Source organism: Chitinophaga sp. CB10 (assembly GCA_001870995.2).
Lineage (GTDB): Bacteria > Bacteroidota > Bacteroidia > Chitinophagales > Chitinophagaceae > Chitinophaga.
Genome location: MLAV02000004.1, coordinates 120733 through 142322 on the forward strand (window position 1 = coordinate 120733; position 21590 = coordinate 142322).

Sequence of the window (21590 nt, forward strand, 5' to 3'; positions counted from 1 at the left end):
AGCTTGATGTTCATTTTTTCATTTTTTATCTGCGTTTTGGTTGTTGTGCGGAATAGCCTTTTTTGCCGTGGAACCAGCCCGCCGCCTGCCCTGCGAGCCAGAGGTAGTAATCGCTGCCCAGGTCGTCTTCAATACCTGCAAACACGCCGCCGGGGTGCAGCGGCAACTGGCTGACGGTGGCGCATTTAAAAATGGAAGTGCCCTCATTCATTTCATCGAACATGGCGATGTAAAGCATTTCAGCGCCGGCGGCCTTAGCGCCGGCCACCTGCTGCCAGAAGAAGGCGCCCCTGTTGCGCGCGATGGTGCGGGCGCCGGGGCCGTTCATATTCCGCCAGGAAAATCCCGGGAATGCCAGCGGTACGTAGTCCACATTATTGGCCTTACACCATTGGATATCTTTTGCGATCTGCGGTTGGAACGCAGGATAGGTCGACTGCTCATACCTCCCTACAAACCAGGGCGCCACGATGTCCGCCTGTTTGATAATATCGTGCAGGGCTTCATCGTGCAGGGCGTCGTTGCCGAACGCCCGCCACCAGGTGGGCACGCCGACCATGACGCTGAATCCACGCTGCTTCAGCCCCGCTACAATCGTGGCCGCCTCGCCGAAGCCATATTCGCGGTTGTCGTTAAAGCCCACGCCCCACACCGCTACCAGCGGCTTCTTGTGATGATGCAGATAGGTTGGGGAAGTTTTACCGTCCTTTTCCAGGAGGCCATAGACCTGCGCCAGCGTGTCAATATCGCGGAGGAGCAGCTGCTCCTCCCCGGGGTGCATCCCGCTGAGGTCATACATGATACAAATGGCACGGTCGTTCCGGCGTGCAGCCGCCATGGCGCTTTTCAGTACCGTGTTAAAATGCTGCCGGCCGCTGGCGTTCCGGATCTCCGCTACAAATCTTTGCATAAACACCCCATCGATACCATAGTCCTTCATCCATTTAAAATGCAGGTCCACCGTGGAGGTATCATACGGACTAAATACCCGGGCCACGCTGCCGTCCGCAAAACGAAACGGCGTGGGGTATTGCTTTTCATATTCCCGCATATCCGGCCAGCAGTCTATCTCGCAGGAGCCGGGAGCAAACCTGCCGCGGCGCTCATAATGATGCCACCCACGGCCAGCGCCGTCGCCAGGGGTGTTAAACCAGCCCTGGTAGCCCGCCATCACCAGCCCTTTGTAAGAGGGGTAACGGAACGTACTTTCCTGCAGAACGGGAGAAGCCGGGATTACACCCGGGGAAGTAACAAAGCGGCGGGAGGTCATCCGGCCAGGGAGGTCTTTTACGCGGACCTCCGCCGGCAGGGATGCATTTACAGCAGGCAGCTGACAAAATGCGCTGCCTGCAAACGTGGAATAAAATAGCGTAAACAATAGCTGTCTGAGCACCTTCATGGCTGAAATAATCTGATTACGGTGAATTGACTTTGGCCTAACGTGGAGTACAAAGAAACTCCCGGACCATTAACAAACCCTATAAAATCAGATTAATGAAGGCATTAATGAGAAAAAAAATCCTATTTCACCACTTCCGGGAAGGCAATGGGGTAATCTTCCCCGTAGACTTTTGCATATTCCTTCGCAAAACGTTCATAGGCGTTTTTAGCGAGGGAGTGGCGGCCGAGGGCAATCAGGGCATGACATTTTAACCGGAGCGCCTCCTCGCTGAGGGGATCGAATTGGAGAATACAGTTGGCGGTTTCCACGAGGGCGTCGGCATCCTGCTGGGGATCCACATGCCGGGATTCTTCCAGCAGCCTGTCTATGATCTTGTTCGTATAGTCGGACTTGATATCATCCAGCCACGCGTATTCCGTTTGTTTGAGGAACGCGCCGCGGGATGCCACATACAGGAGGTAGCCCAGCTTTTGCCGGCCATGCTCCGGGTACTGCGCTTTCAGGGCCATGAAATCGGACAGGTCGATGCTCACTTCCTCCGGGTTATAATCCAGCATCCAGCGCTCCCCTTCCTTCTTAATTGAAAGCTCCCCGGTTTTGGCCAGTATGCCTTTCAGGCGCACCATATTTACGGAGAGATTATTTTTTGCATGCTTCCCCGCCTTATCACCCCAGAAGATGTCATTGAGTTTTTCGGAGGAAATGCCTTTCCCGTTTTTGAGGGTATATAATAATACCACCAGGAACAGTTCTTTCAATAACGGGGAGAAGTGAAGGCTGTATTCCGCTCCGCCGGCATCCAGTATTTCAAAATTGCCGAAGAGGAAAATACGGATACCGGCCTTACGGTCCCGGATAAACGGCGCCGGCTCCATCAACGCTTTGTCTTGCGGCGCCTCTGCCACAGCGGCGCTGCGGGGAACAGGCGTATGCGGTACGCTTGCTACATAGGGCAAGGTTGCAGGCGCTTCAACAGGCGTATGCGGTACGTTTATCCGTTTACGTTGGGTCCTCCGCCAGCGCCACAGCCCAATAGGAATGAGCAGCAACGCCAGCCACCACCAGGAAGGGCGCCAGCCTCCCTCCTTTGCTGCCGGCGCAGGCGGCAATGGCGGAAACCCGATGCTGTAAATTTTCACGGTGGTTTGTTTGCCGAGGTCCGCCAGCAGGGTTACCGCCAGCAGTTGCCGGGAGCGCGGGCAATAGAACAGGTCCGCATCGGAAATCACATCCTGGAAAGCATAGGGAATCTCATCCCCCACGAATTCGTATTGCGGGGCATAAAGGGAGCCTTTGATCATCTTCAGCCGGGTATCGTAGCGGCTCTCATCGTAGCAGAGGCCGTAGTAGGCGCGATGGATGGTATCTATAATAATAGAGGAAGCAAATACGAACGGGGTTCCGTTGTTTTCGAGGGTAAAGAGTTTTTTGAAGGTACGGGTACGGGTATCGAACCGGAGGAAATCGTAGAGGTGCTGGGGGCGCAGCACCTGGTCGCCGCTGCGGCTGCCGTAGCCGCCGAGGATGTAGATGCTGTCGTTCCACTGCCCGCCGGCGGACATATACCTGGGCGTAAAGTAATCCCCGGTGGCCTGAACGTCCGTCCACTCCTGCGTGTTGAAATCGTACCGCTGCACCTGGTTCTTATATTTCAGCTGGCCGTAGCCGCCGAAGATATACAGGGCGTTTTCCTTCCGGGAAAACACCTTGCTGGTATGCCCGTACTCCGTGTTAGCCACGGTATCGAAACTGCGGGACCAGCGGTTGGTATTATCCTGGTAGGCGGAGATGCCGCGTATGTCGATATAAAAATTATAGAGCTTACGATCGTTGGGATTGTAGAGGGATTGATTGGCCTGGAAGAGGTGATAGCCGATGGAAGGGTGTGTTACTTCCGTCGTCATTTCATCATCTACCGGTAATTCATACACGGTATCTTCCGAAACGAGGTACACGCGTTCCCGCTCCTGGTCAAAGCTGACGCTTGCATTGCCCCGGACGGTAGCGGATTTGAGGAGGCGCCAGTGCTGATGCACGTCGTCAGACCAGAGTGGATTAGTGGCAATGGCCTGCCTGCCGGCAATAGTATCTTCCAGGTGGTTGGCGCCAGGCTTGCCCAGCGGCCAGAAGTAGCGCAGCTTGCCGGATTCCGCATAGCCAACGTTGCGGATCACCATGGGCGGCACATCGGTGGTAATGAAATCCCTGAGCCGGGACGCGCCGAAAGAAATCCGGAAACAATGATCCTTCAGTTGGATGGGGGCGGTTTTATACAACTGATGATTGATGTAGCAGCTGATGGTACTGGCCGTGATGCGGTACCGGATGTTCGTCCATTTGTTATAGAGGATGGATTTATCCAGTTTGAAATCAATCCCGCAGAACGATTCCCCCACGATGGTATTAAACACTTCATCCTTCTGGTTGTACACCAGGTCAATATTCTGTCCGCCGGGGCTGATCATCCGGAAGAGGTAGCCAAAATAAATGGACCTGTTGGGGAGGAAGGAAAAGTCGAAAGAGAGGTCGAAACTATCGTCAAAACAAAGTTCTTTTTCGGAGAGCGCCAGGGCAGTTCTTTTTTCCTGGGGGGCGTTGAAGGAGTAAAATGTGAGGCCATAATTTTCCTGGCCTTTTGTGGAATAAAATGCAGCGAATAGTAATACTAACGTGGTGGCAAAAGTGCTGATGGCCGTCTTCATAACGCTGCTAAATATATAATTATTCCTGAAATTTCCGGGACATTAATAATATACGGCATAACGCAATAGCACGTGTGTATGTGAACGGAACCATACAGCAAAACAGCGCTGATTTTTCCCCCCAAAAAAACAAACCATACCCCTTGCAAACAGGCCCGTAAAATTGATGGACCGATCCGGGAATTTTGACATTTTTTCCCTTATATTACATGCCCGTGTATTGGCTACACGAGGTTTTCATGTTGGCACAACTCAATACAACTGAAAGCATATCAAGGTTTTACAAATTATCATTACTATTCCATGAACCAATATTATAGCGGTGAAGCGCTGCATGGCGACGACTTTACCGAAGCGGAAATCACCCAGTGGTATAACGACGAAAAGGAGGGTTATGCAGGGCTGGTATCGGGGTACAAAAGTTATGAGTACGGTTACCACGACATCAATAAGATCTACGGCTTTAAATACCTGCCTAAAAAAACTTTTAAAAGAGTGCTGGGCATCGGGTCCGCCTATGGGCATGAGTTTGTGCCTATCGCGGGGCAGATTGAAAACCTGTACATCCTGGAACCGTCGGACAACCTCGTTTCCGACGCCATCGGCGGGGTGAAAACCAATTACAAAAAACCGAATATCGACGGGACCATTGATTTCCCGACGGATCAATTTGACCTGATCATTTGCTTTGATACGCTGCATCATATTCCGAACGTCAGGCACGTACTGTCTGAAATGCACCGCTGCCTGGCGCCCGGCGGCTTCCTGCTGCTGAAGGAACCTATCAACAGTATGGGCGACTGGACCAAACCACGCGCGGGCCTCACCAAATGGGAAAGGGGTATTCCTTATCAATACTTCAAAAAGCACCTGCCGGAAATAGGATTTAAAGTGGTGAAGAAGCATCATTTTTTTACCATGACCTCCTTCCTGCTGCGCAAGACAGGCAAGCTGTTCAGCAAGCCTATCTATCGCTACAAATGGTATCTGTGGATGGATAAGTATTTGTCCAAACTCTTCTCCTTCAATACGCCGTATCACCCGGTGAACATCTGGCAGCGCATCGGGCCTACGGAGATTTTTTACATTCTTACCAAATAACGCCGCATCGCCTTTTTACCACCTGTAATATTTTTTCAGCAATTTCCGCCGGCCTGTTTTATTTTGGCCCTGCATCTCCCGGAAATAACTATACGCCAGTCAAACTAACCAATTAAATGGCGTACATACATGAAGCATTGTAAAAAGGTATTGCTGGTAACCGGCCTGCTGCTCGGTTGCCTGTTCCACGTTGACGGGCAGTTTAAACCCGGAAAATCATTTTATACGCAACAGCCGGACGACCCGGCAGCCGTATATTTCACCGCAAAAAATTTCGGCGTCAGGGCAGATGGCAGCATGGACGTTTCCGAACAGCTGCAACAGGCCATCAATCAGCTGAAGAAGGACCGCAACTTCGGCACCCTGCTGATCCCGGAAGGGACCTACAAAATTTCCAGGACGATTTATATTCCCGGCGCTATCCGCGTGATCGGCTATGGCAAACATCGCCCGCTGATTGTGCTGGCCAAAAATTCCCCCGGCTTCCAGGAGGAAAAGCCCACCGATAAAGGCAAGGCCGCGTATATGTTCTGGTTTACCAGCAGCATTGCGGAACCCGGCGGCAGTATTGCCGATGCGGGCGCGGGCACGTTTTACAGCGGACTCTCCAACATTGACCTGAAGATAGAAGACGGCAACCCGCATGCCGTAGCGCTGCGCACACACTACGCGCAGCATAGCTTTGTGGCGCATGTAAACATCCATACCGGCAACGGCAAAGCAGGGCTCTTTGAAGTAGGCAACTTCATGGAAGATGTGCAGTTCTACGGCGGAGAATACGGCATCTATACCACCAAAGCCTCACCGGGATGGCAGTTCATGATGATGGACACCTATTTCGAAGGGCAGCGCCGCAGCGCCATCAAAACGCAGGAAGCCGGCTTCACCATCGTGCGCATGCAGGTGAAAAATGCGCCCGCCGCCATCCAGGTGGAACGCAACTACTGGGAAAAAATTTATATCGAAGATAGCAGGTTCGAAAACATCAGTGGCCCGGCAATCACCGTCAGCAATGAAGGCAATGCCAACATGCAGCTGAACATCCGCCAGCTCGCCTGCAGCAAAGTGCCGGTGCTGCTGCACTTCCCGCAGGGCGACAGCTCTGCCAAAGCGCCGGCAGCAGTGTATGCCGTGCGTTCCCTGACCTACGGCCTCCAGCAGGACGACCTGGACCAGGAACCGGTATTCCGTTACAACGTAGATGCGTCCCCGTTAGACAGGCTGCCGGCCCCCGCAGCAACGGACATCCCCCCGCTGCCGGACATGGCTGCCTGGTATAACCTGAAGGAGGCCGGCGCTGTGGGCGACGGTGTTACGGACGACACGAAAGCGATTCAACGCGCGATCGACACGCACCCGGTTATATTTGTACCGCAGGGCTCTTACCGCATTTCCGAAACAATACGGCTGAAACCCCATACCATCCTGATTGGCCTGCACCCGATGGCTACCAACTTTGCGCTGGCCGAAAACAGCCCTGCCTTTGGCGGCTTCGGCGCGCCGAAAGCCATGGTGGAAGCGCCCGCCGGCGGTACCAACATCATCACCGGCATCGGCCTGTACACCGGCACGAGCAACTACCGCGCCGTGGCCTGCAAATGGATGGCCGGCGAAAAATCGATGGTGGATGACGTAAAATTTATTGGCGGGCATGGCACCATGCGCCCCGGCCCAACAGTAAACTGGAAATGGGAAGAGCGGCAGGCCATGGGGGAACGCCGCTCCTACGGCGGATTTGACCCTACCTGGGATACACAGTACTGGAGCATGTGGGTGACGAACAACGGGGGCGGCATTTTTAAAAACATCTGGTCAGCCGATACGTATGCGACCAATGGTTTTTATGCGGACAATACCAGCACCCGCGGCCGCATCTACGCCCTGTCCGTAGAACACCACGTGCGCAACGAAGTGCGCTTCAACAAAGTAGCCAACTGGAAAGTATTTGCGTTGCAGCTGGAAGAGGAAAGCGTGGAAAGCTCCGAATGCCAGCCGCTGGAACTGACGGACTGCCAGGACATGGTGTTTGCCAATCTTTACCTATTCCGCGTGATCCGCGTTAAAGTGCCCTACCCCTACAGCATCCGTACGTGGAACTGCCGGCAGCTGGAACTCCTCAACGTGCATAACTACAGCCAGGTTAAATACACGACGGACAACCCCTTGTACGACATCAATACCAATACGGAAGTACGCCCAACGGAAATGGCTAAACTGACTATCAGCGGCCATACGCCGCTGAACGCTGCCGCCGCTCCTGCAAACAAAGTGCAGCAGCTGGCCAAAGGCTTTGAGTTTGCCGTGGGATTATGCGCGGATTCAAAAGGGAACGCGTACTTCGCAGAGCAGCGCATGAAGCGGATTTATAAATGGAATGCCGCCACGCAATCCCTGCAGCTGCTGGCGGATTTCCCCTGGGAGCCCCTCTCCCTCGGGTGCGACTCGCAGGATAACCTCCTCGTGGTATTCCGCTACAACCCGCAGCCGGGGCTGCTGGTCAACGGAGCGCCGGAGCGGTTCGAAAACCCCGCTGATGCCAGGGGCACTTCGTTTAGTGGTTGGGGTAATTCAGGATTCGGAACGCTGGTGTACAGTATCAATCCCGATGCGCCGGAGCAAAGTATCCAACTGTTGCAACAGGTAAAAATGGGCAGCATCCCCAACATACATAAAGCGTTGTACCCTGCTAACCGCTGGCGGGATTTTCATGATTTCAATACCGTGTCCGTCAACAAAAACGAATACTGCTGGGTAGCGCCGGATGGTAAAACCATTATTCCCGCAGCTTACGACCTTGCCCGCGCCTGCGCGCTGGTGGAGGCCTTCCCCGGGAAGCCGCTGTATGCAACGGATGAATACGACAAACGGACGGTGCGGTGTAAGGTAGATGCGCAGGGCTATCTGTCGGACCTGACTTACTTCGTTGAAAAAGGAGATTTCCATTCCATTCCTGACCCGGCGGGCAATGTTTGGGTAGCGGATGGAGAGCTGTCCCGGTTTGATGCTGCCGGCAAGCAGGCGGAAATGGTGAAAGTGCCGGAACGCCCGTCGTCACTGGCGATTACGGATAACGGGAAGCAGTTGTTTGTAACGGGGCGGAGCGGATTGTACCGGGTTAAATTGTAACAAGCATAAAAATGCGCCGTTATTTTTCCAGCGCCTTAACACTATAAAAAAAGCACCGGTAATGCCTGCCGGTGCTTTTTCATTTATTCCCCTGTTTGTATCTCAAAATCATCTGCCAGCCCATACTCATACAGGTCAAACTCCTCTCCCGGCGGCTGGGTCTTGATATTATACCATTTACCCGGGTCTACCAATCCCGGTACCGGCTTGTTATAGAACGGCCCTAAGGTATTTTTCAGGCTGCCGTACACCACCACGCTGACTTTATTTTCTCCTTTTTTGATGTACCGGCTGATGTCCAAAGTATTGGGTTCACCGATGATGGTACCCGCCACCGAGTCATTGACTTTGACTGCTGCCACCGTGCCTTTCCACTGGCCCAGGCGCACGGCATATGCTTTTGCAGGAGTGGCCACCGTGAAGGTTTTTGTGTATGCCACGCCCTGCCCGTATTCCGGCAGCCCCTGTTTGTTCCAGTAGCCGCGTTGCAGGGGCTTGGGCGGGGTGATGCGCCAGCCATGCGGGGCGGATTCCAGGTTAAAATCTCCCAGGATATACACCGGTTCTATTTCCGCGAAAACGCGCATAGGCGTTACCGTTATAGCGATGGTATTATCTCCCGGTTTAATGTAGCGGCCAATGTTGTACACGCCGAAAGTGCGGTCCAGCCACCATTTGCCGGGTTCGTTCTTCACCGTTACGCCGTTGATCCGGACGGACTGCCACAGCCCCGGCTGCTCCGCCACCGCTTTGAACCCGCTTGCATCCACGCCATCTGCAACGGTAAAGTGATAAGTTGCCGTATAGCCGGTACCGTTACTAAACGTATCCCTGCGCACAATCGCATCCTTATACTGGGTACGGTTGTTCCAGGGGTTGCCTACGCCATCCGTAAAGCCGTGCTGCCTAAAGGCGGTGTTGGAAGCCACGCCGGTATGCAGTTGCAGGTAGGTGGTATCGGCCTGCAGGAGATGCAGGTCGCAGAAATCGAGCGTGAGCGAGTTATCCGCCAGGCGGGCTGCCACGGAGGCCGGCGTGTTAAGGACGGTCCATGCCTGCGGTTTATTCACCGCCCGATAGCCGTTTAACTGATTGTCCGCAATAAACAGCATGCTGCTGCCCGCGGGCGGAATCGTTACCGCTATGCGCACCTGCCCTCCCTGCTGCGTATAGGCGATCCGGTGAATATCCCCCGTGTGCAAATCCAGTTCCAGCACATCTTTCCCTTGCAGGGTTACAGCCGCTTCGGCGGCGCTGGTCATGCTCGCATTGGCAAGCAGCAGCAGCTGGCCGTTGGCCAGCCGGCGGCGCTGGTGGTAAATATTACCACCCGTATTGTTATTTTTTAGGGGGGTGAGAGTTAAGCCCTTGTTGTGAAAGAGCGACGTAATCACAGCGGGAGTTGCTTCGCTTTGTGCCGGTAGCAGCCTTAGTTTTGAAAGGCGGGCATCCGGCATACCGTCCACCAACTGTAGTTGCCCGAAGTGGACTACCCTGCCGCCGTTGGCCACATATTGCTGCAGCAGCCGGAACGTGGCGCCGTTAATGCTTTCCATGCCGGGCGGTAGGACTACGGTATGGTACGCCCGCTGCCCGATTACAAAAGCCTTTCCGTTTACGCGGCCATGGTCCCTGATGATGTTTTCCGAACCGAGGTCATATTCCAGGAAGGCCCGCTGCAACATAGTGACAAAGTCGTTAAAGCTTTTGGCAATCTCGAAGAAGCGCTTGTTTTCCGCATCGCGGGCGTAGTACATCCAGGCGGAGGTGGTGGGCTCCAGCACGAGGATGTCGTTGTATTGCTGCCCGGTTGACAGCAGGTAGGACAAGCGCGTGTAATAATGGTTCATCGACTTGTAAAACGGCCACCATGGCTCATGGTAGGAGAAGCTTGGCGGGTAGTCATATTTTCGTGCACCCGTTAACGTCATAAACGAGAGGTGCTGGTTGAGGAAGTTGACGCCGAGCACAAACTCCCAGTCCGCCAGGCGCTTCATATCCTTAAAGGTCAGCTCCCAGCCCGCGCCGCCGTAGGTTTCAGAGAGCGTGCGCGTTTTGCCCAGCTGGTTGGCCACGCTGCTCAGCTCCTTCACTGCGCGGATGTTGCCAAACTGCACGGGTTTATCTTCATTGAACTGGTTAAAGAGCATATCGATGCCGGGCATCTGGTGCCAGGCGTACATGGCCATGTTATCCGGCCCGTGGTAAGGGCTGGGCCAGCCGTGCTCCCAGTAGTGGCCCGTCCAGGTGAGCTGGTGTTGCTGCATGTAGCTGGCTACCGGTTTGGACCAGCGGTCCACAAACAATTGCAGCAGCACTTCAAAGTAATTGTGGCGCACGCGCTTCCAATCCCCCGTTTCCCGGAAGAGGGACGGCAGGTGCAGGCGCAGGTCGTAATGCCACCTTTCGTAAAACTTATCGAAGAGGTCGGGCGTCCACCGCACGCAGTCACGCCCTTCGTTGATGATGGTAGGCTCGTCCGAAAAAACGCCTTTGATCGTTTTGCCAAACTCCTGCCCGATGCGCTTTTCGTAGCTTTTGTAGGAAATATCGATGAACTTTTCCGTGACGCCGCCGGCCATGAGGTCCACATAGGACACGCCGATAGGGCCGGCCACAGAGCCGCGGTTGGACCTTTGGTAGTTCACCTTGCGGAACAGCACATAATGCCCGCTTTGCCCCTGCTCATTTGCAGCGTTGGCGCTGATATTTTTATAGCTGCCGCCTTCAGCTTTCAGGCATAAAAAATAAGGGGAGAGATCAGCCGGCAACCGGGTAGTATCCAGCATGTATAACATCTGCCCCTGGTCGTATGCCGACGGCATCTGGTCGCCTACGAGGCCGCCCGCAAACCCTGTAGGGTACGAGTTTTCATCATATATCCAGATATTGAGGCCCAGCTGTTTGCCCCGTTCTACGGCGTAGGTAAAGAGGTCGAACCACTCCTCTGATAAAAACTCCGTGATGAGGCCGGGGCGCGCGTGGATGATGACGCCGCCAAAATCGTTCTGCCGGTAGTCCTGCAGCATGGAATCGATTTGGCTGCGGGTGACTTTCGTATTCCATACCCAGAAAGGCACGGTACCGTAGTCCCGGCCGGGTTGCTTCAGCCGGGCGGCCACAGTTTCAAAACGTGGCAATTGCTGCTGGGCCTGCACCTGCGCCGCTGTTGTTACCAGCAGGATGCAACAGGCCCATCTGAAAATCTTATGCTGCATAGTATCTATTTTTCCGGGTTCGTCAATACAGTTTTGGTGATAATGCTTCTATGCCCTGCCGGTGTGATGACCACTGTTTTCAGGGTAATGGTTTTGCCTTTGGGCACCGGGATGGTGAGGGGCGCCTGGTAGCGGTGATCATAATCGCCCGGCGGCCGGTTGTTCAACGTAAAGTACACTTTCGCGCCCGGTACAGGCGGTTGCGCTATTTCAAAATGATAGGAAGCGGTGGTAATCGTCGTATCCGTATAACTAAACCCGGTGGGTACACGATAATTCATGCCCAGGCGGTCGAACCGCGCGAGGTGCATGGGCAGCGCCGTATCCGCAAAGCGGGAATAGTTTTTGGCGGCGAGGTCCGTCCACCCGGTTTCCGCGAGTGCCAGCATACGAGGCAGCAGCATGTATTGCAGTTTGGATACGTCCGGGATATGCTCCGTCCATACGCAACCTTCCACGCCTAAGATAGCGGCATGTTCCCGTGCTGACAACGCAGGGTACAACGGATCAAAGGCATAGGCTTTCCACGCCGGCGCATCGCCGCCATGGCTGGCGGGCTCCTGGTCCGAGGCAGATTGCGCATAGTCAAAATACAGTCCGTTGCCTCCCGGCGCCAGGATGATTTGCATGCCTTTTTTAAGCTGCGTGACGGCTTCTTTTTCACCGAAGCGGTTCATGATCGTGATGGGCTCTTTCATGCCGCCGGTGGCGGCTTCGTCCCAGGCGATCATCTTCTTGCCTTTGGAAGTGATGATCTTATTCAGCCGGGTAATGAACCAGGCTTGCAGGGCGTGCGCGTCCTTCAGGCGATGCTGCCGCATGAACTGCTGCACGCGTTTATCCTTCTCCCAAAAGCCTTTATAGCATTCGTCCCCGCCGATGTGAATGTAGGGATAGGGAAACAGGGCGGCGATTTCGGTGAACACGCCGTCGAGGAAAGTATAGGTTGATTCCTGAACAGGATTCAGGGAATTGTCCACATACATTTCAAAGCCGCCGGTGGTGAACCATTTGGCGAAACTGCTGCCGGGATTCACTTTTATGCTGGTATCGCCGGTGACGCAGAGCCATGGACAGGAGGCGATGGCCGCCATGGAATGGCCCGGCACATCTATTTCCGGCAGTATTTCGATATGCCGTGCGGCGGCGTAGCGAACGATGTCCTTTATTTCCTCCTGGGTGTAAAACCCGCCGTCCGTGGCAGGTTCGCCGGGTTGCGGCGGCAAGGTATTACCGCTGAAATCAATGCGCGGCACGCGCCAGGCGCCTACGTCCGTCAGTTGCGGATAACGCTTAATCTCCACCCGCCAGCCCTGGTCATCCGTGAGGTGCCAGTGGAAGCGGTTCAGCTTATAATACGCCATGAGGTCCAGCAGGTCTTTTACCTGCTGCACGGTAAAGAAGTGGCGGCTTACATCCAGCATGAGGCCGCGGTAGCCAAAGCGGGGCGCATCTTCGATGCGGAGGCAGGGCAGCGCGGCCGTGTCGCCGGTGGAGGCATCCATGAGTTGCAGCAGGGTTTGCAGGCCGTAAAATAGTCCGGCATCCTTACCAATTAAAGTGATGCCCTGCTGTTCAATGCGGAGGCTGTAACCTTCCGCCGGCAGCTGCGCTGCGCCGGCGGAGGTGATGAAGATTTCCGGCGATCCGCCGGCGTTGCCGCCGGCTACCACCTGGTTATTAAAGTTGCGCTGCAGCAGCTGTTTTATGAAATAGTCCACCGCGGGGCTTGGGCCGGCATCAGTTCTAATGAGGGTACTACCCGTGAAGCGAAATGTGCCCTGTTCCGATTTCACCATGCGGGGCGCGGGTATTAACGCGGGCGTATGCTGCTGCGCAAATAAATCTTTCCCTCCCCCCCATAAAAAAACTATTGCAAACGTGAACCGTAAAAAATTTTTGCTACCAATCATTACTGATAATTATCGTACACTACTTTTACTTTATAGAAACAAGCGCCGTTGACCACGCGGGAGCCTTGCCACTGGCCGCCGGCGGTATAGAAATCCACCGTGCTGGTAGACCAGTCATTTAAGCTACAGCTCACCTTAGGCCGCGGATTGCGGTTGGCATCCGGGCGAACCAGCACAATTTGCCCGCTTGGCTGGTTGCCGATGCCCTTTACAAAAGTCAGGTTGTTCGTAGGAGCGTTGGAAAACGTTTTGGAGGTTTTATTGAAAATATATTCGCCACCGTTAGTCGTGATCCATAACAGGTTTGTATTGCCGTAGTAGGCGCTCACTTCGTGGCCCCATGCCGTAGGCAGCGTGGCGCGGTACTGCGTCATCTCCGTCAGCGTGGGGCTGGCATCGGTACCGCTCACCTGCAAGGCCGTGAGGATATGCGCTTTGGTACCAACGTCCTGGCCGATCACCCAGAGGCCGTTGATGCCGGGGTCCCACAGTACGGCATGGGCCTGCGACAGCGGGAACTCCGCATAGGTATTGTTATCCGCGCCCTGCGAGGCCGCATACACCCGCACCCAGTTACCGTCGGACGCTGCCAGCGCGATGTTGCCGTTGGGCAGTAACTCTGCCGAATGCACGTTGCCGGGGATCACCTGCGACCAGATGCGCTTGCCCGTTGGGTAAGCGATGAGGGCGGCCATGCTGTTATCGCACAGGGCGGCCACGGTGGTGTCCTTCGTGCGGCGGAGTTTAAAGTCCGTACCGCCGCCCCAGGTCTTGATTTCAGCAGCGCTGAAGTCCAGCGTTGTAGTAGGCGTCCATCTCCATTTTCTAGCGGCATCCGTATTCCAGTCAATCACCGCGGGATCATAGAGGACGAGTTCCTTGGTGGCATCGTTGGTGAGCGCCAGCAGCTGGCCCGGATAGGGCTCCGGCGATGGCGTAACCGGAGGCGTCACGGGTGGGGCAGTATCTTTGGATTTGCCGCCGCAGGCAGCGAGGAAGGCTACCGTAGCGATCAGTAACAATTGCTTTATACCGGCTCCGGAAACCTGGGGCGCCCATGCCGTCCACCGCGCAATAGCAGCCCGAAAGCGGGCAATGCCCGCTTTACTGGTTTGATGTTTCATGCAGTTCAGTTTTTTATGTTAGTATCCCGGGTTGGGCGTTAGTTTATCATTGAGCAACATCTCCGCATTCGGGATCGGGAACAGCAAGCGCGTTTCCGTTACGTTGTAGCTGCCGGCAGGCAGATAGCTGTAGCGCGCTTTTTGCTCGATGCCGAAGGCCGTCATCACGCGGATGGCGTTGCCGGTGCGCACGAGGTCCAGCCAGCGTTTGTTTTCAAAGGCCAGCTCCACTCTCCGCTCATGCAGCAGGATGGCCTGCAGGGCCGTTTGATCCGTAGTGGCGACGTTATGCGTTGCATCCCCGAAAGCCCTTGCCCTTACCTGGTTGAGGTAGGTCAGCGCCTCCCCTCCTTTGCCCTGCTGGTTCAGCGCTTCCGCCAGCAGCAGCAATACTTCCGCATAGCGGTACACCGGCCAGTTATCGTTGGTCTGGTTGCCGATGCTGTGCGCATGGAGGAATTTCTTCGGGAACGGACGGCCTACCTTACCGGCAGGCGCTACGTAGTTCACTGCTGATTTAACTGCCGTGGCCGTGAAATCATCCGTAGCGTTGAAAGTGCCTTCCGCAATGCCGATGGAGGCGTCCAGCCTTTTATCTCCTGCTTCATAATCGTTGATCAGGTTTTGGGTAGGCGTGTTATAGCCGCCCACCGAGGTGATGTTGTTATAGTTCACCCCCGTGACCACCGTGGTATTGGCCATACGCGGCAGGAAGTTGTAGATGGAAGCATCGGTATTGGCCTGCGGCACCGCCAGGGCAGTGTTGAACTGGATTTCAAATACAGATTCGCGGCCGTTTTTGTTACCTAACTGGAACGCATCTCCGTAGTTGGGGAACAAGGCGTAACCCATGGCGGTTACCTGTTTCAGGGCGTTCTCCGCGAGGTCGTATTTTTTCAGCGTGAGGTACACATCTCCCAGCAGCGTGAGGGCCGCGCCCTTAGTGGCGCGGCCGGACTGTGGAAATACAGGCGCGTCCAGCTTTTCAGCGGCTTCAGTGGCATCGGCTATGATCAGGTTATATACTTCCTCAGCGCTGGAACGCGGAATGTAGGTTTCCTCACGGGTGAGCGGCGCGCGCTTATAGATCGGCAGGCCGCCGTAATAACGCACCAGGTCGAAATACGCGAGGGCGCGGATAAATTTCGCCTGCCCCAAAATAGCGTTGCGGCTGGCATCAGAGAGTTTGATGTCATCGATATGATCCACGATGATGTTGGCGGCGGAGATGGCGTTGAAGCCGGCGTTCCATTTAGCCGGCGTCTGGTTGTTGTATTTATCATCCAGGAAATCCGCCACGGCGCAGCGGTTGGTGGTAGCCACCGCCTGGTCGGAGGATTTGTAGTCGTAATGCGTATTGTCCGACCGCATCTCCCCCATCGTCCACGCGCTCTTGTTGTTATAGAGGCCGCGCAGCTGGTTATAGGCGCCATTGACTGCCAGGTCAAAATCGTTTTGCGTTTTGAAGAAATTCTTCAGGTTGACATTATTGGGATTGGTTTCGTCGAGGAATTTTTTACAGGAAATTCCCATCAGACTTATCGCCACGAGTATTAAACAGGAGATCTTTTTCATTTTTCGCATGATTTTTAAAGTCCAAGGTTAACGCCGAAGATGAAGGTCCTTTGCAGCGGATAGGCGCCAAGGTCCTGCCCCTGCTGCGTTACAAGCGCCAGTCCGCCCGCGCTTACTTCCGGGTTGCCGGGGTAGCTGGTGAAGATGTAGACATTTTGCGCGGAGGCATATACGCGCAGGCTTTTGATATAAGGCGTCCTGAACTTCCTGAGCGTATAGCCCAGGCTGATGTTGTTGATGGTGAGATGGGAAGCGTCGTGGATGAACAGGGTATTATCCGTACGATATGCGACCGTGGTACCTGCCAGCGTACGCGCTACCCTGCCGTTGCCCGGATCTTCCGGGGAGCGCCAGCGGCCCAGCAGCTCCGGCGGACCGTTAAACACGCCGTCGAGGTTGTAGGTGCTTTCCTGCATCCCGTTTTTCAGCTTGTTGCCATAGGTGCCGGACATGGCGATATTCAGGTCAAAGTTTTTATACTGGAAGTTGTTGCTGAAGCCGAAGATGAATTTCGGGTTCGGATCGCCGATCACCGTCTGATCATCCGGGAAGGTGATTTTGCCATCGCCGTTCAGGTCCCTGAAGCGCACGGTACCTGCCTGGGAAGTAGTGGTGGTGCCGGTGCCGTAGTATTTGGGGCCGGCATCCGCTTCCGCCTGGTTTTTGAAGATACCGTCAAAGATATAACCGTAGAACTGCCCGATAGGCTTGCCAACCAGCGTGCGGTAGTCTGTAAATTCGGACAGCGTCGTGGTAGGATTATCTGCGAAAGGAATGTTGTTTAAGCCGATGCGTTTAACGAGGTTCCTGTTAAATGCGATATTGAAATTGGTGTTCCATTTCAGCGCGCCGGTAAGGTTCCTGGTGCTGAGGATGATTTCGTGGCCCCACTGGCTGATGTCGCCCAGGTTATCCTGCACGGTGGAGAAGCCGGAAGACTGCGGCACCGGCACCACGAACAGTAAGCCGGTGGTGAGTTTGTTGTAATATTCGTAGGTGATGTTCAGGCGATCGTCGAAGAGGTGGAGGTCCACGCCGAGGTCCAGCTGGCGGTTACGTTCCCAGGCCAGGCTTTGGTTGCCGAGGGAGGACTGGACTTTACCGCCTGCCAGCGTGCCGGAGAAGGTATAGTTTGCATTACCGATGCTGGCGGCGGTGGTATAGTTCCCGATTTCGGCCATACCGGTTAAACCGTAGGAGCCGCGTATTTTCAGGAAGCTGACAGGCTTCACCTCTTTCAGGAAGGGTTCATCGCTCAGGATCCAGCCCAGGCCGACGGAGGGGAATGTGCCCCACTTGTTCTGGTCGCCGAAGCGGGAGGAGCCATCGCGGCGGAGGGTGGCCTGGAGGAGGTAGCGGTCTTTATAGCTATAGTTCACACGCCCGAGGAACGACATGATGGACCATGCGTTGAAGCTGCTGGTATTGGTAGTGATACGGGTGGCGGCGCTGAGGTAAGGCACGCTGTTATCCGGGTAATCGCGGCCGACCATATCGCTGGAGAAACCGGTGGAACGCTGCATGGTAAAGCCTCCCATAACGTTCAGGGAATGCCTGCCGAAGTCCTGCTGGTAGTTCAGCGTATTTTCGTTGAGCCAGGTGTAATCGTTGTTCTGGGAAGTTTCGCCCAGGGCGGAGTTGTTGCCTGGCGGCGGGTTTTCGATAGGCACGGCGTTGAACCCGCCCATGGAAGTGGACGGGATGAAGCGGTTGCGGCTCATACCGCCGAGGTCCGCATTGCCGGAGGTCCGGAAGGTCAGGTGGTCCGTGATTTTGAAATCAGCGTACACGTTGGCGAGCACGCGCAGGCGGTTGGCATCGTCCTTTACTTCCAGCAGCTGGCGTAACGGGTTCGCCCATACGAACTGGTTGGTGAAGCCGGTAATGCCCAGGGCCAGGGTGCCGTCCGGGTTATAGGGCGAGCCCATGGTAGGTATCATGGAGGCGGAGGCGAAGATGGCGCGCTGCCCGTCCACATTAAAACCGGTACCCTGGCGGATGTTATGTTCCAGCTGCAGGGACGGGGCTACGCCGAATCCCATTTTAAAGCGTTTCCCGGGCGTAAAATCGCCGTTTAAGCGCAGGGAGAAGCGTTTGTACCCGGTGTTCACCAGGATGCCCTGTTGGTCAAAATAACCGCCTACAATGCTGTAGGCAGCTTTATCGTTGCCGGTGTTCACCCCTATGCTGTAGCTCTGCACGGGCGCGTTCCTGGTAAGCACGTCAAACCAGTCCGTCCCCTCGCCGTATTGATCCGGGTTTTGGTACACGGCGGGGATGCCGCCGGTATAGCCTTCGTACTTGATTTTATCTTCATAGAATCCTTTCATGTAGGTGGCCAGTTCCCGGGCGTTCATCACCGGCGGGATCAGCTCTTTCATCAGCGAGGCGCTGCCGTAGAAGGAGTTAACGCTGATCTGCGTGCCTTCCTGCTTACCTCTTTTGGTGGTGATGAGGATAACGCCGTTGGCTGCACGGGAGCCGTAAAGGGCGCTGGAGGCAGCGTCCTTCAGGACGGTGAAGGTTTCTATTTCATCCGGGTTGATGTTGTTGAGGTTATCCGGGGTACCGACCATCGGTTGCCCATCGATCACCACGAGGGGGCGCACGCTGGAGGTGAGGGAGGCGGCGCCGCGGATGCGGAGGTCCATCCCCTGGCCGGGGCGGCCGGTGGTAGCGGCTACCTGTACGCCCGGCAGGCTGCCCTGTATCCGCTCGGCGAAGGTACCTGTAGGCTGGTCCTTCACGGAGGAAGCGGAGAGGGTGGACATAGATCCTACCACATCGCGGTTGCGTTGTTTACCGTAGGCCACTACAATTTCCGTGAGCTGGGAGGAGGTCCGTTCCAGGTGTACGTTAAAGACCGTTTGCCCGTTGATGGGCACTTCCTTCGGCGTATAGCCGATGTATTGAAAGAGGAGTATGCCGCTGGCTTCCGGGATGCTCAGCGTAAAGCTGCCATCCGGCTGCGTAGCCGTGCCTAGCTGCGTGCCTTTGAGTCTGACGGACACGCCGGGTAAAGGCTGATTATTGACGTCTGTAACCACGCCTTTGATAATTACCGCTGCGGCAGCGGCGGCCGGCTCCGGGAGGCGGGTCACTACAATGGTATTTTGGCGGATGGTATAGGTAAAAGGTTTGTTGGCAAAAGTTTTAGCCAGCACTTCTTCAATAGAGGCATTCTTTACATCGAGTGCGAGGGGCCGGGTACCTTCCAGTATGGCGACGTCCCACAGCACGTTGTAGCCGGTTTGTTTGCGGATCTGGTGAAATACTTCCTCCAGGGTGATATTTTTATCGGACAAGGTAACCTTCTGAGCATAGCTGGAGGCGCTGACTTCCATTAACGCTGCGATCATTAAAACAATAGTTAGTTTCATAATCAACAGGATTTTTTTGCGCGTAGTGCCGGTCCTTACCAGGCACACGTCTGGTATGTAAAATTTCATTACATTTGGATGTTTGAGTTTGAAAATCGATAACTGTGGATAGAATAGCTTTAGCAACTTGATTTCACAGGGTAAGCTCAAATACGACCGGCAGCGTTCCCGCGCTTCCGGTTATTTTTTTGCCATACCGCAGGGTGCAGAATTTTATGGCATAACAATGATCCTCCTTCCTTCAATTTTAAAGTGAACAGTTTTAGTTAATTCCAGCATGCTTAATACTTCTGTAACATCTTTTGAACGCGGCAGGCTACCGGCCAGGGCTTTGCCCGATACATCGGCCTGGTAGCGGATATCTACATTGTACCAGCGGCTGATTTGCCGCATGATACTTTCCAAACTTTCATTATCGAAGAAGAAGTTGCCGTTTTTCCAGGCAATGGCTGCTTCCGTATCGGTGGTTTTGGTGCGTATGCGACCGGTGGTTTTATTCACGATGGCCACTTTGCCGGGTACCAGCAGGGCGTCGGAGTTGCTGCAGTTGACTTTCACGGAGCCTTCCAGGAGGGTGACTTTATGCTGCGCTTCGTCCGGGTAGGCGTTGACGTTAAAATGCGTGCCGAGTACGCTAATGGTCATGGGCATGCCTGCCGTATCGCGCACGCTTACAAAAAACGGCTTATTCGCATCGGGCGCTACTTCAAAGTACGCTTCCCCGCTCAGGGAAACGGTCCTGTCTCCCGAAGGGAAAGCCGTAGGATAATGCAGGGTGGAGCCGGCGTTCATCCATACCCGTGTGCCATCCGGCAGGGTCACTTTAAACTGGCCGCCATAGGGCGTATGCAGGGTATTGTACACGATAGCGCCGTTGGCGGCGCCCTGGCCTGCCAGGTATTGCAAACTGCCGCTGTCAGCTTTATTTACGGTGGCGTTGCCCTGTTGGGAAATGGTACCGTTGTCTACTTCTTCCAGCACCACCTGCTGCCCGTTGCCGAGGGTCAGGATGGCTTTGTTGCTGCCCCGCACAATGGTATTGCTGGCTACGGCGAGTTGTTTGACGGCCGTATGCGGGCGTTGCAAAGCAGGGTAATACAGCCAGGCGGCGCCGGCCAGGATGAGCAGGAATACGGCGGCTGCGGCCGCGTAGTACCAGCGGCGGTTTCCACCGACGGGCGACAATCCAGGCGGCGCGATCTGCTGCTGGATATGCTGCAACATGCGCAGGCGCACCTCCTCCTCTTCGTTAATGGCAGTGGATTGCCATTCCACCGTGGTATTGTTTTCCGCCTCATACCAATCCATCAGCTGCTGCTCTTCCTGAGGCGTGATCGTACCATCCAGGTATTTATCGATCAGTTGCTGTATATAGTCTTTCAAGCTATAAAATTTAGGTGTTAAACGCGGATGCCCTTAGCGCGGTACAAGCTTTCGGCTCGCCGGCTATACAGATATGTACCGCAACTGTTGCGTTACCCTTAGTGACTGTAAAAATTTTTTTTAGCGATGGAAAATATCGAGCAGGATGGCTGCCCAAAGGTAAGGGCGGTTTAGTTTCACCCGGAGTTCCCGGAGGGCTTTGGTGAGGTGCGCTTCGGCCGTTTTTTCGGCGATGCCCAGCTTCTGGGCTATTTCAGGAATGGAGAGGCCTTCCTCCCGGCTGAGCCTGAAAACGAGGCGGCATTTTTCCGGCAGTTGTTCTACGATGCCTTGTATGTATTGCTGTTGAAAGCGACTGTAAATTTTTTCTTCATCCCAGCTGCTGAGGACGGGGTCTGTTACCGCGGCCTTGATTTCCGCGCGGCGTTTTTCCCGGGCGTATTGTTTGAACACGGCAAGGCGCACCGCGGTGGCCAGGTAGGCTGCCACATGGTCGATATACAGCTCCTGGCGCCGGTTCCAGAGGCCAATGAATACTTCCTGTACTATCTCCTCTGCAATGGTCTTATCACCGCTGTGATGATAAGCGATGGCCAGCAACTTTTTCCAGTAGCGGTTGTAGATTTCTGTGAACGCCGTATTGTCGCCCTCGCGCAAGGACATCAT

At 54.8% G+C, this 21590-nt stretch carries 11 protein-coding genes; 2 read left to right on the forward strand and 9 right to left on the reverse strand.

Annotated elements, in window-relative coordinates:
* Positions 1–25: 25 nt before the first annotated feature.
* Together BOC67_RS07780 and BOC67_RS07785 are read right to left on the reverse strand one after the other, a co-directional pair.
* Positions 26–1399, reverse strand: coding sequence for a glycoside hydrolase family 71/99-like protein (locus BOC67_RS07780; protein ID WP_291909017.1), 1374 nt, complete (start codon positions 1397–1399; stop codon positions 26–28).
* 122 nt (positions 1400–1521) lie between these two features.
* The gene (locus tag BOC67_RS07785) at positions 1522–4104 is read right to left on the reverse strand and encodes a kelch repeat-containing protein (protein WP_291909019.1); all 2583 of its coding nucleotides are present in this window, start codon (positions 4102–4104) and stop codon (positions 1522–1524) included.
* Between the two features lie 303 nt (positions 4105–4407).
* On the opposite strand from BOC67_RS07785, the gene BOC67_RS07790 reads away from it, so the two are divergent.
* Both BOC67_RS07790 and BOC67_RS07795 read left to right on the forward strand, forming a co-directional pair.
* Positions 4408–5205, forward strand: coding sequence for a class I SAM-dependent methyltransferase (locus tag BOC67_RS07790; RefSeq protein ID WP_291909021.1), 798 nt, complete (start codon positions 4408–4410; stop codon positions 5203–5205).
* A gap of 129 nt (positions 5206–5334) precedes the next feature.
* Complete coding sequence (locus tag BOC67_RS07795; RefSeq protein WP_291909024.1) at positions 5335–8331, forward strand: glycosyl hydrolase family 28-related protein; 2997 nt, start codon at positions 5335–5337, stop codon at positions 8329–8331.
* Between the two features lie 83 nt (positions 8332–8414).
* Here the strand turns inward: BOC67_RS07795 and BOC67_RS07800 are convergent, their stop codons facing one another.
* From BOC67_RS07800 to BOC67_RS07830, 7 genes are all read right to left on the reverse strand, one after another.
* A complete protein-coding gene (locus BOC67_RS07800) occupies positions 8415–11549 on the reverse strand; it encodes a glycosyl hydrolase (protein ID WP_291909026.1) in 3135 nt (1044 codons plus the stop codon).
* A 5-nt stretch (positions 11550–11554) separates the two neighbouring features.
* A complete protein-coding gene (locus BOC67_RS07805; RefSeq protein WP_291909029.1) occupies positions 11555–13462 on the reverse strand; it encodes a family 20 glycosylhydrolase in 1908 nt (635 codons plus the stop codon).
* Positions 13462–14586 (reverse strand): DUF6528 family protein, encoded by a 1125-nt coding sequence (locus BOC67_RS07810; RefSeq protein WP_291909031.1) that lies wholly within the window; start codon positions 14584–14586, stop codon positions 13462–13464. The genes BOC67_RS07805 and BOC67_RS07810 overlap by 1 nt, the downstream gene beginning before the upstream one ends.
* Before the next feature lie 18 nt (positions 14587–14604).
* Entirely contained in the window at positions 14605–16161 is a 1557-nt protein-coding gene (locus BOC67_RS07815; RefSeq protein WP_291909034.1) for a RagB/SusD family nutrient uptake outer membrane protein, read from the reverse strand.
* 14 nt (positions 16162–16175) lie between these two features.
* Positions 16176–19541: a TonB-dependent receptor gene (locus BOC67_RS07820; protein ID WP_291909036.1), complete on the reverse strand. Its 3366-nt coding sequence runs from the start codon at positions 19539–19541 to the stop codon at positions 16176–16178.
* A 213-nt stretch (positions 19542–19754) separates the two neighbouring features.
* On the reverse strand, positions 19755–20924 hold the full coding sequence (locus BOC67_RS07825) for a FecR domain-containing protein (RefSeq protein WP_291909038.1): 1170 nt from the start codon (positions 20922–20924) through the stop codon (positions 19755–19757).
* A gap of 120 nt (positions 20925–21044) precedes the next feature.
* Positions 21045–21590, reverse strand: a complete 546-nt coding sequence (locus BOC67_RS07830) for an RNA polymerase sigma-70 factor (RefSeq protein WP_291909041.1) — start codon at positions 21588–21590, stop codon at positions 21045–21047.

Coding starts and splice junctions, on each gene's coding strand:
- BOC67_RS07785 (WP_291909019.1), bottom strand. CDS start 4,104: ATGAAGACGGCCATCAGCACTTTTGCCACCACGTTAGTATTACTATTC.
- BOC67_RS07790 (WP_291909021.1), top strand. CDS start 4,408: ATGAACCAATATTATAGCGGTGAAGCGCTGCATGGCGACGACTTTACC.
- BOC67_RS07805 (WP_291909029.1), bottom strand. CDS start 13,462: ATGATTGGTAGCAAAAATTTTTTACGGTTCACGTTTGCAATAGTTTTT.
- BOC67_RS07780 (WP_291909017.1), bottom strand. CDS start 1,399: ATGAAGGTGCTCAGACAGCTATTGTTTACGCTATTTTATTCCACGTTT.
- BOC67_RS07800 (WP_291909026.1), bottom strand. CDS start 11,549: ATGCAGCATAAGATTTTCAGATGGGCCTGTTGCATCCTGCTGGTAACA.
- BOC67_RS07820 (WP_291909036.1), bottom strand. CDS start 19,541: ATGAAACTAACTATTGTTTTAATGATCGCAGCGTTAATGGAAGTCAGC.
- BOC67_RS07810 (WP_291909031.1), bottom strand. CDS start 14,586: ATGAAACATCAAACCAGTAAAGCGGGCATTGCCCGCTTTCGGGCTGCT.
- BOC67_RS07830 (WP_291909041.1), bottom strand. CDS start 21,590: ATGATGTCCTTGCGCGAGGGCGACAATACGGCGTTCACAGAAATCTAC.
- BOC67_RS07815 (WP_291909034.1), bottom strand. CDS start 16,161: ATGAAAAAGATCTCCTGTTTAATACTCGTGGCGATAAGTCTGATGGGA.
- BOC67_RS07795 (WP_291909024.1), top strand. CDS start 5,335: ATGAAGCATTGTAAAAAGGTATTGCTGGTAACCGGCCTGCTGCTCGGT.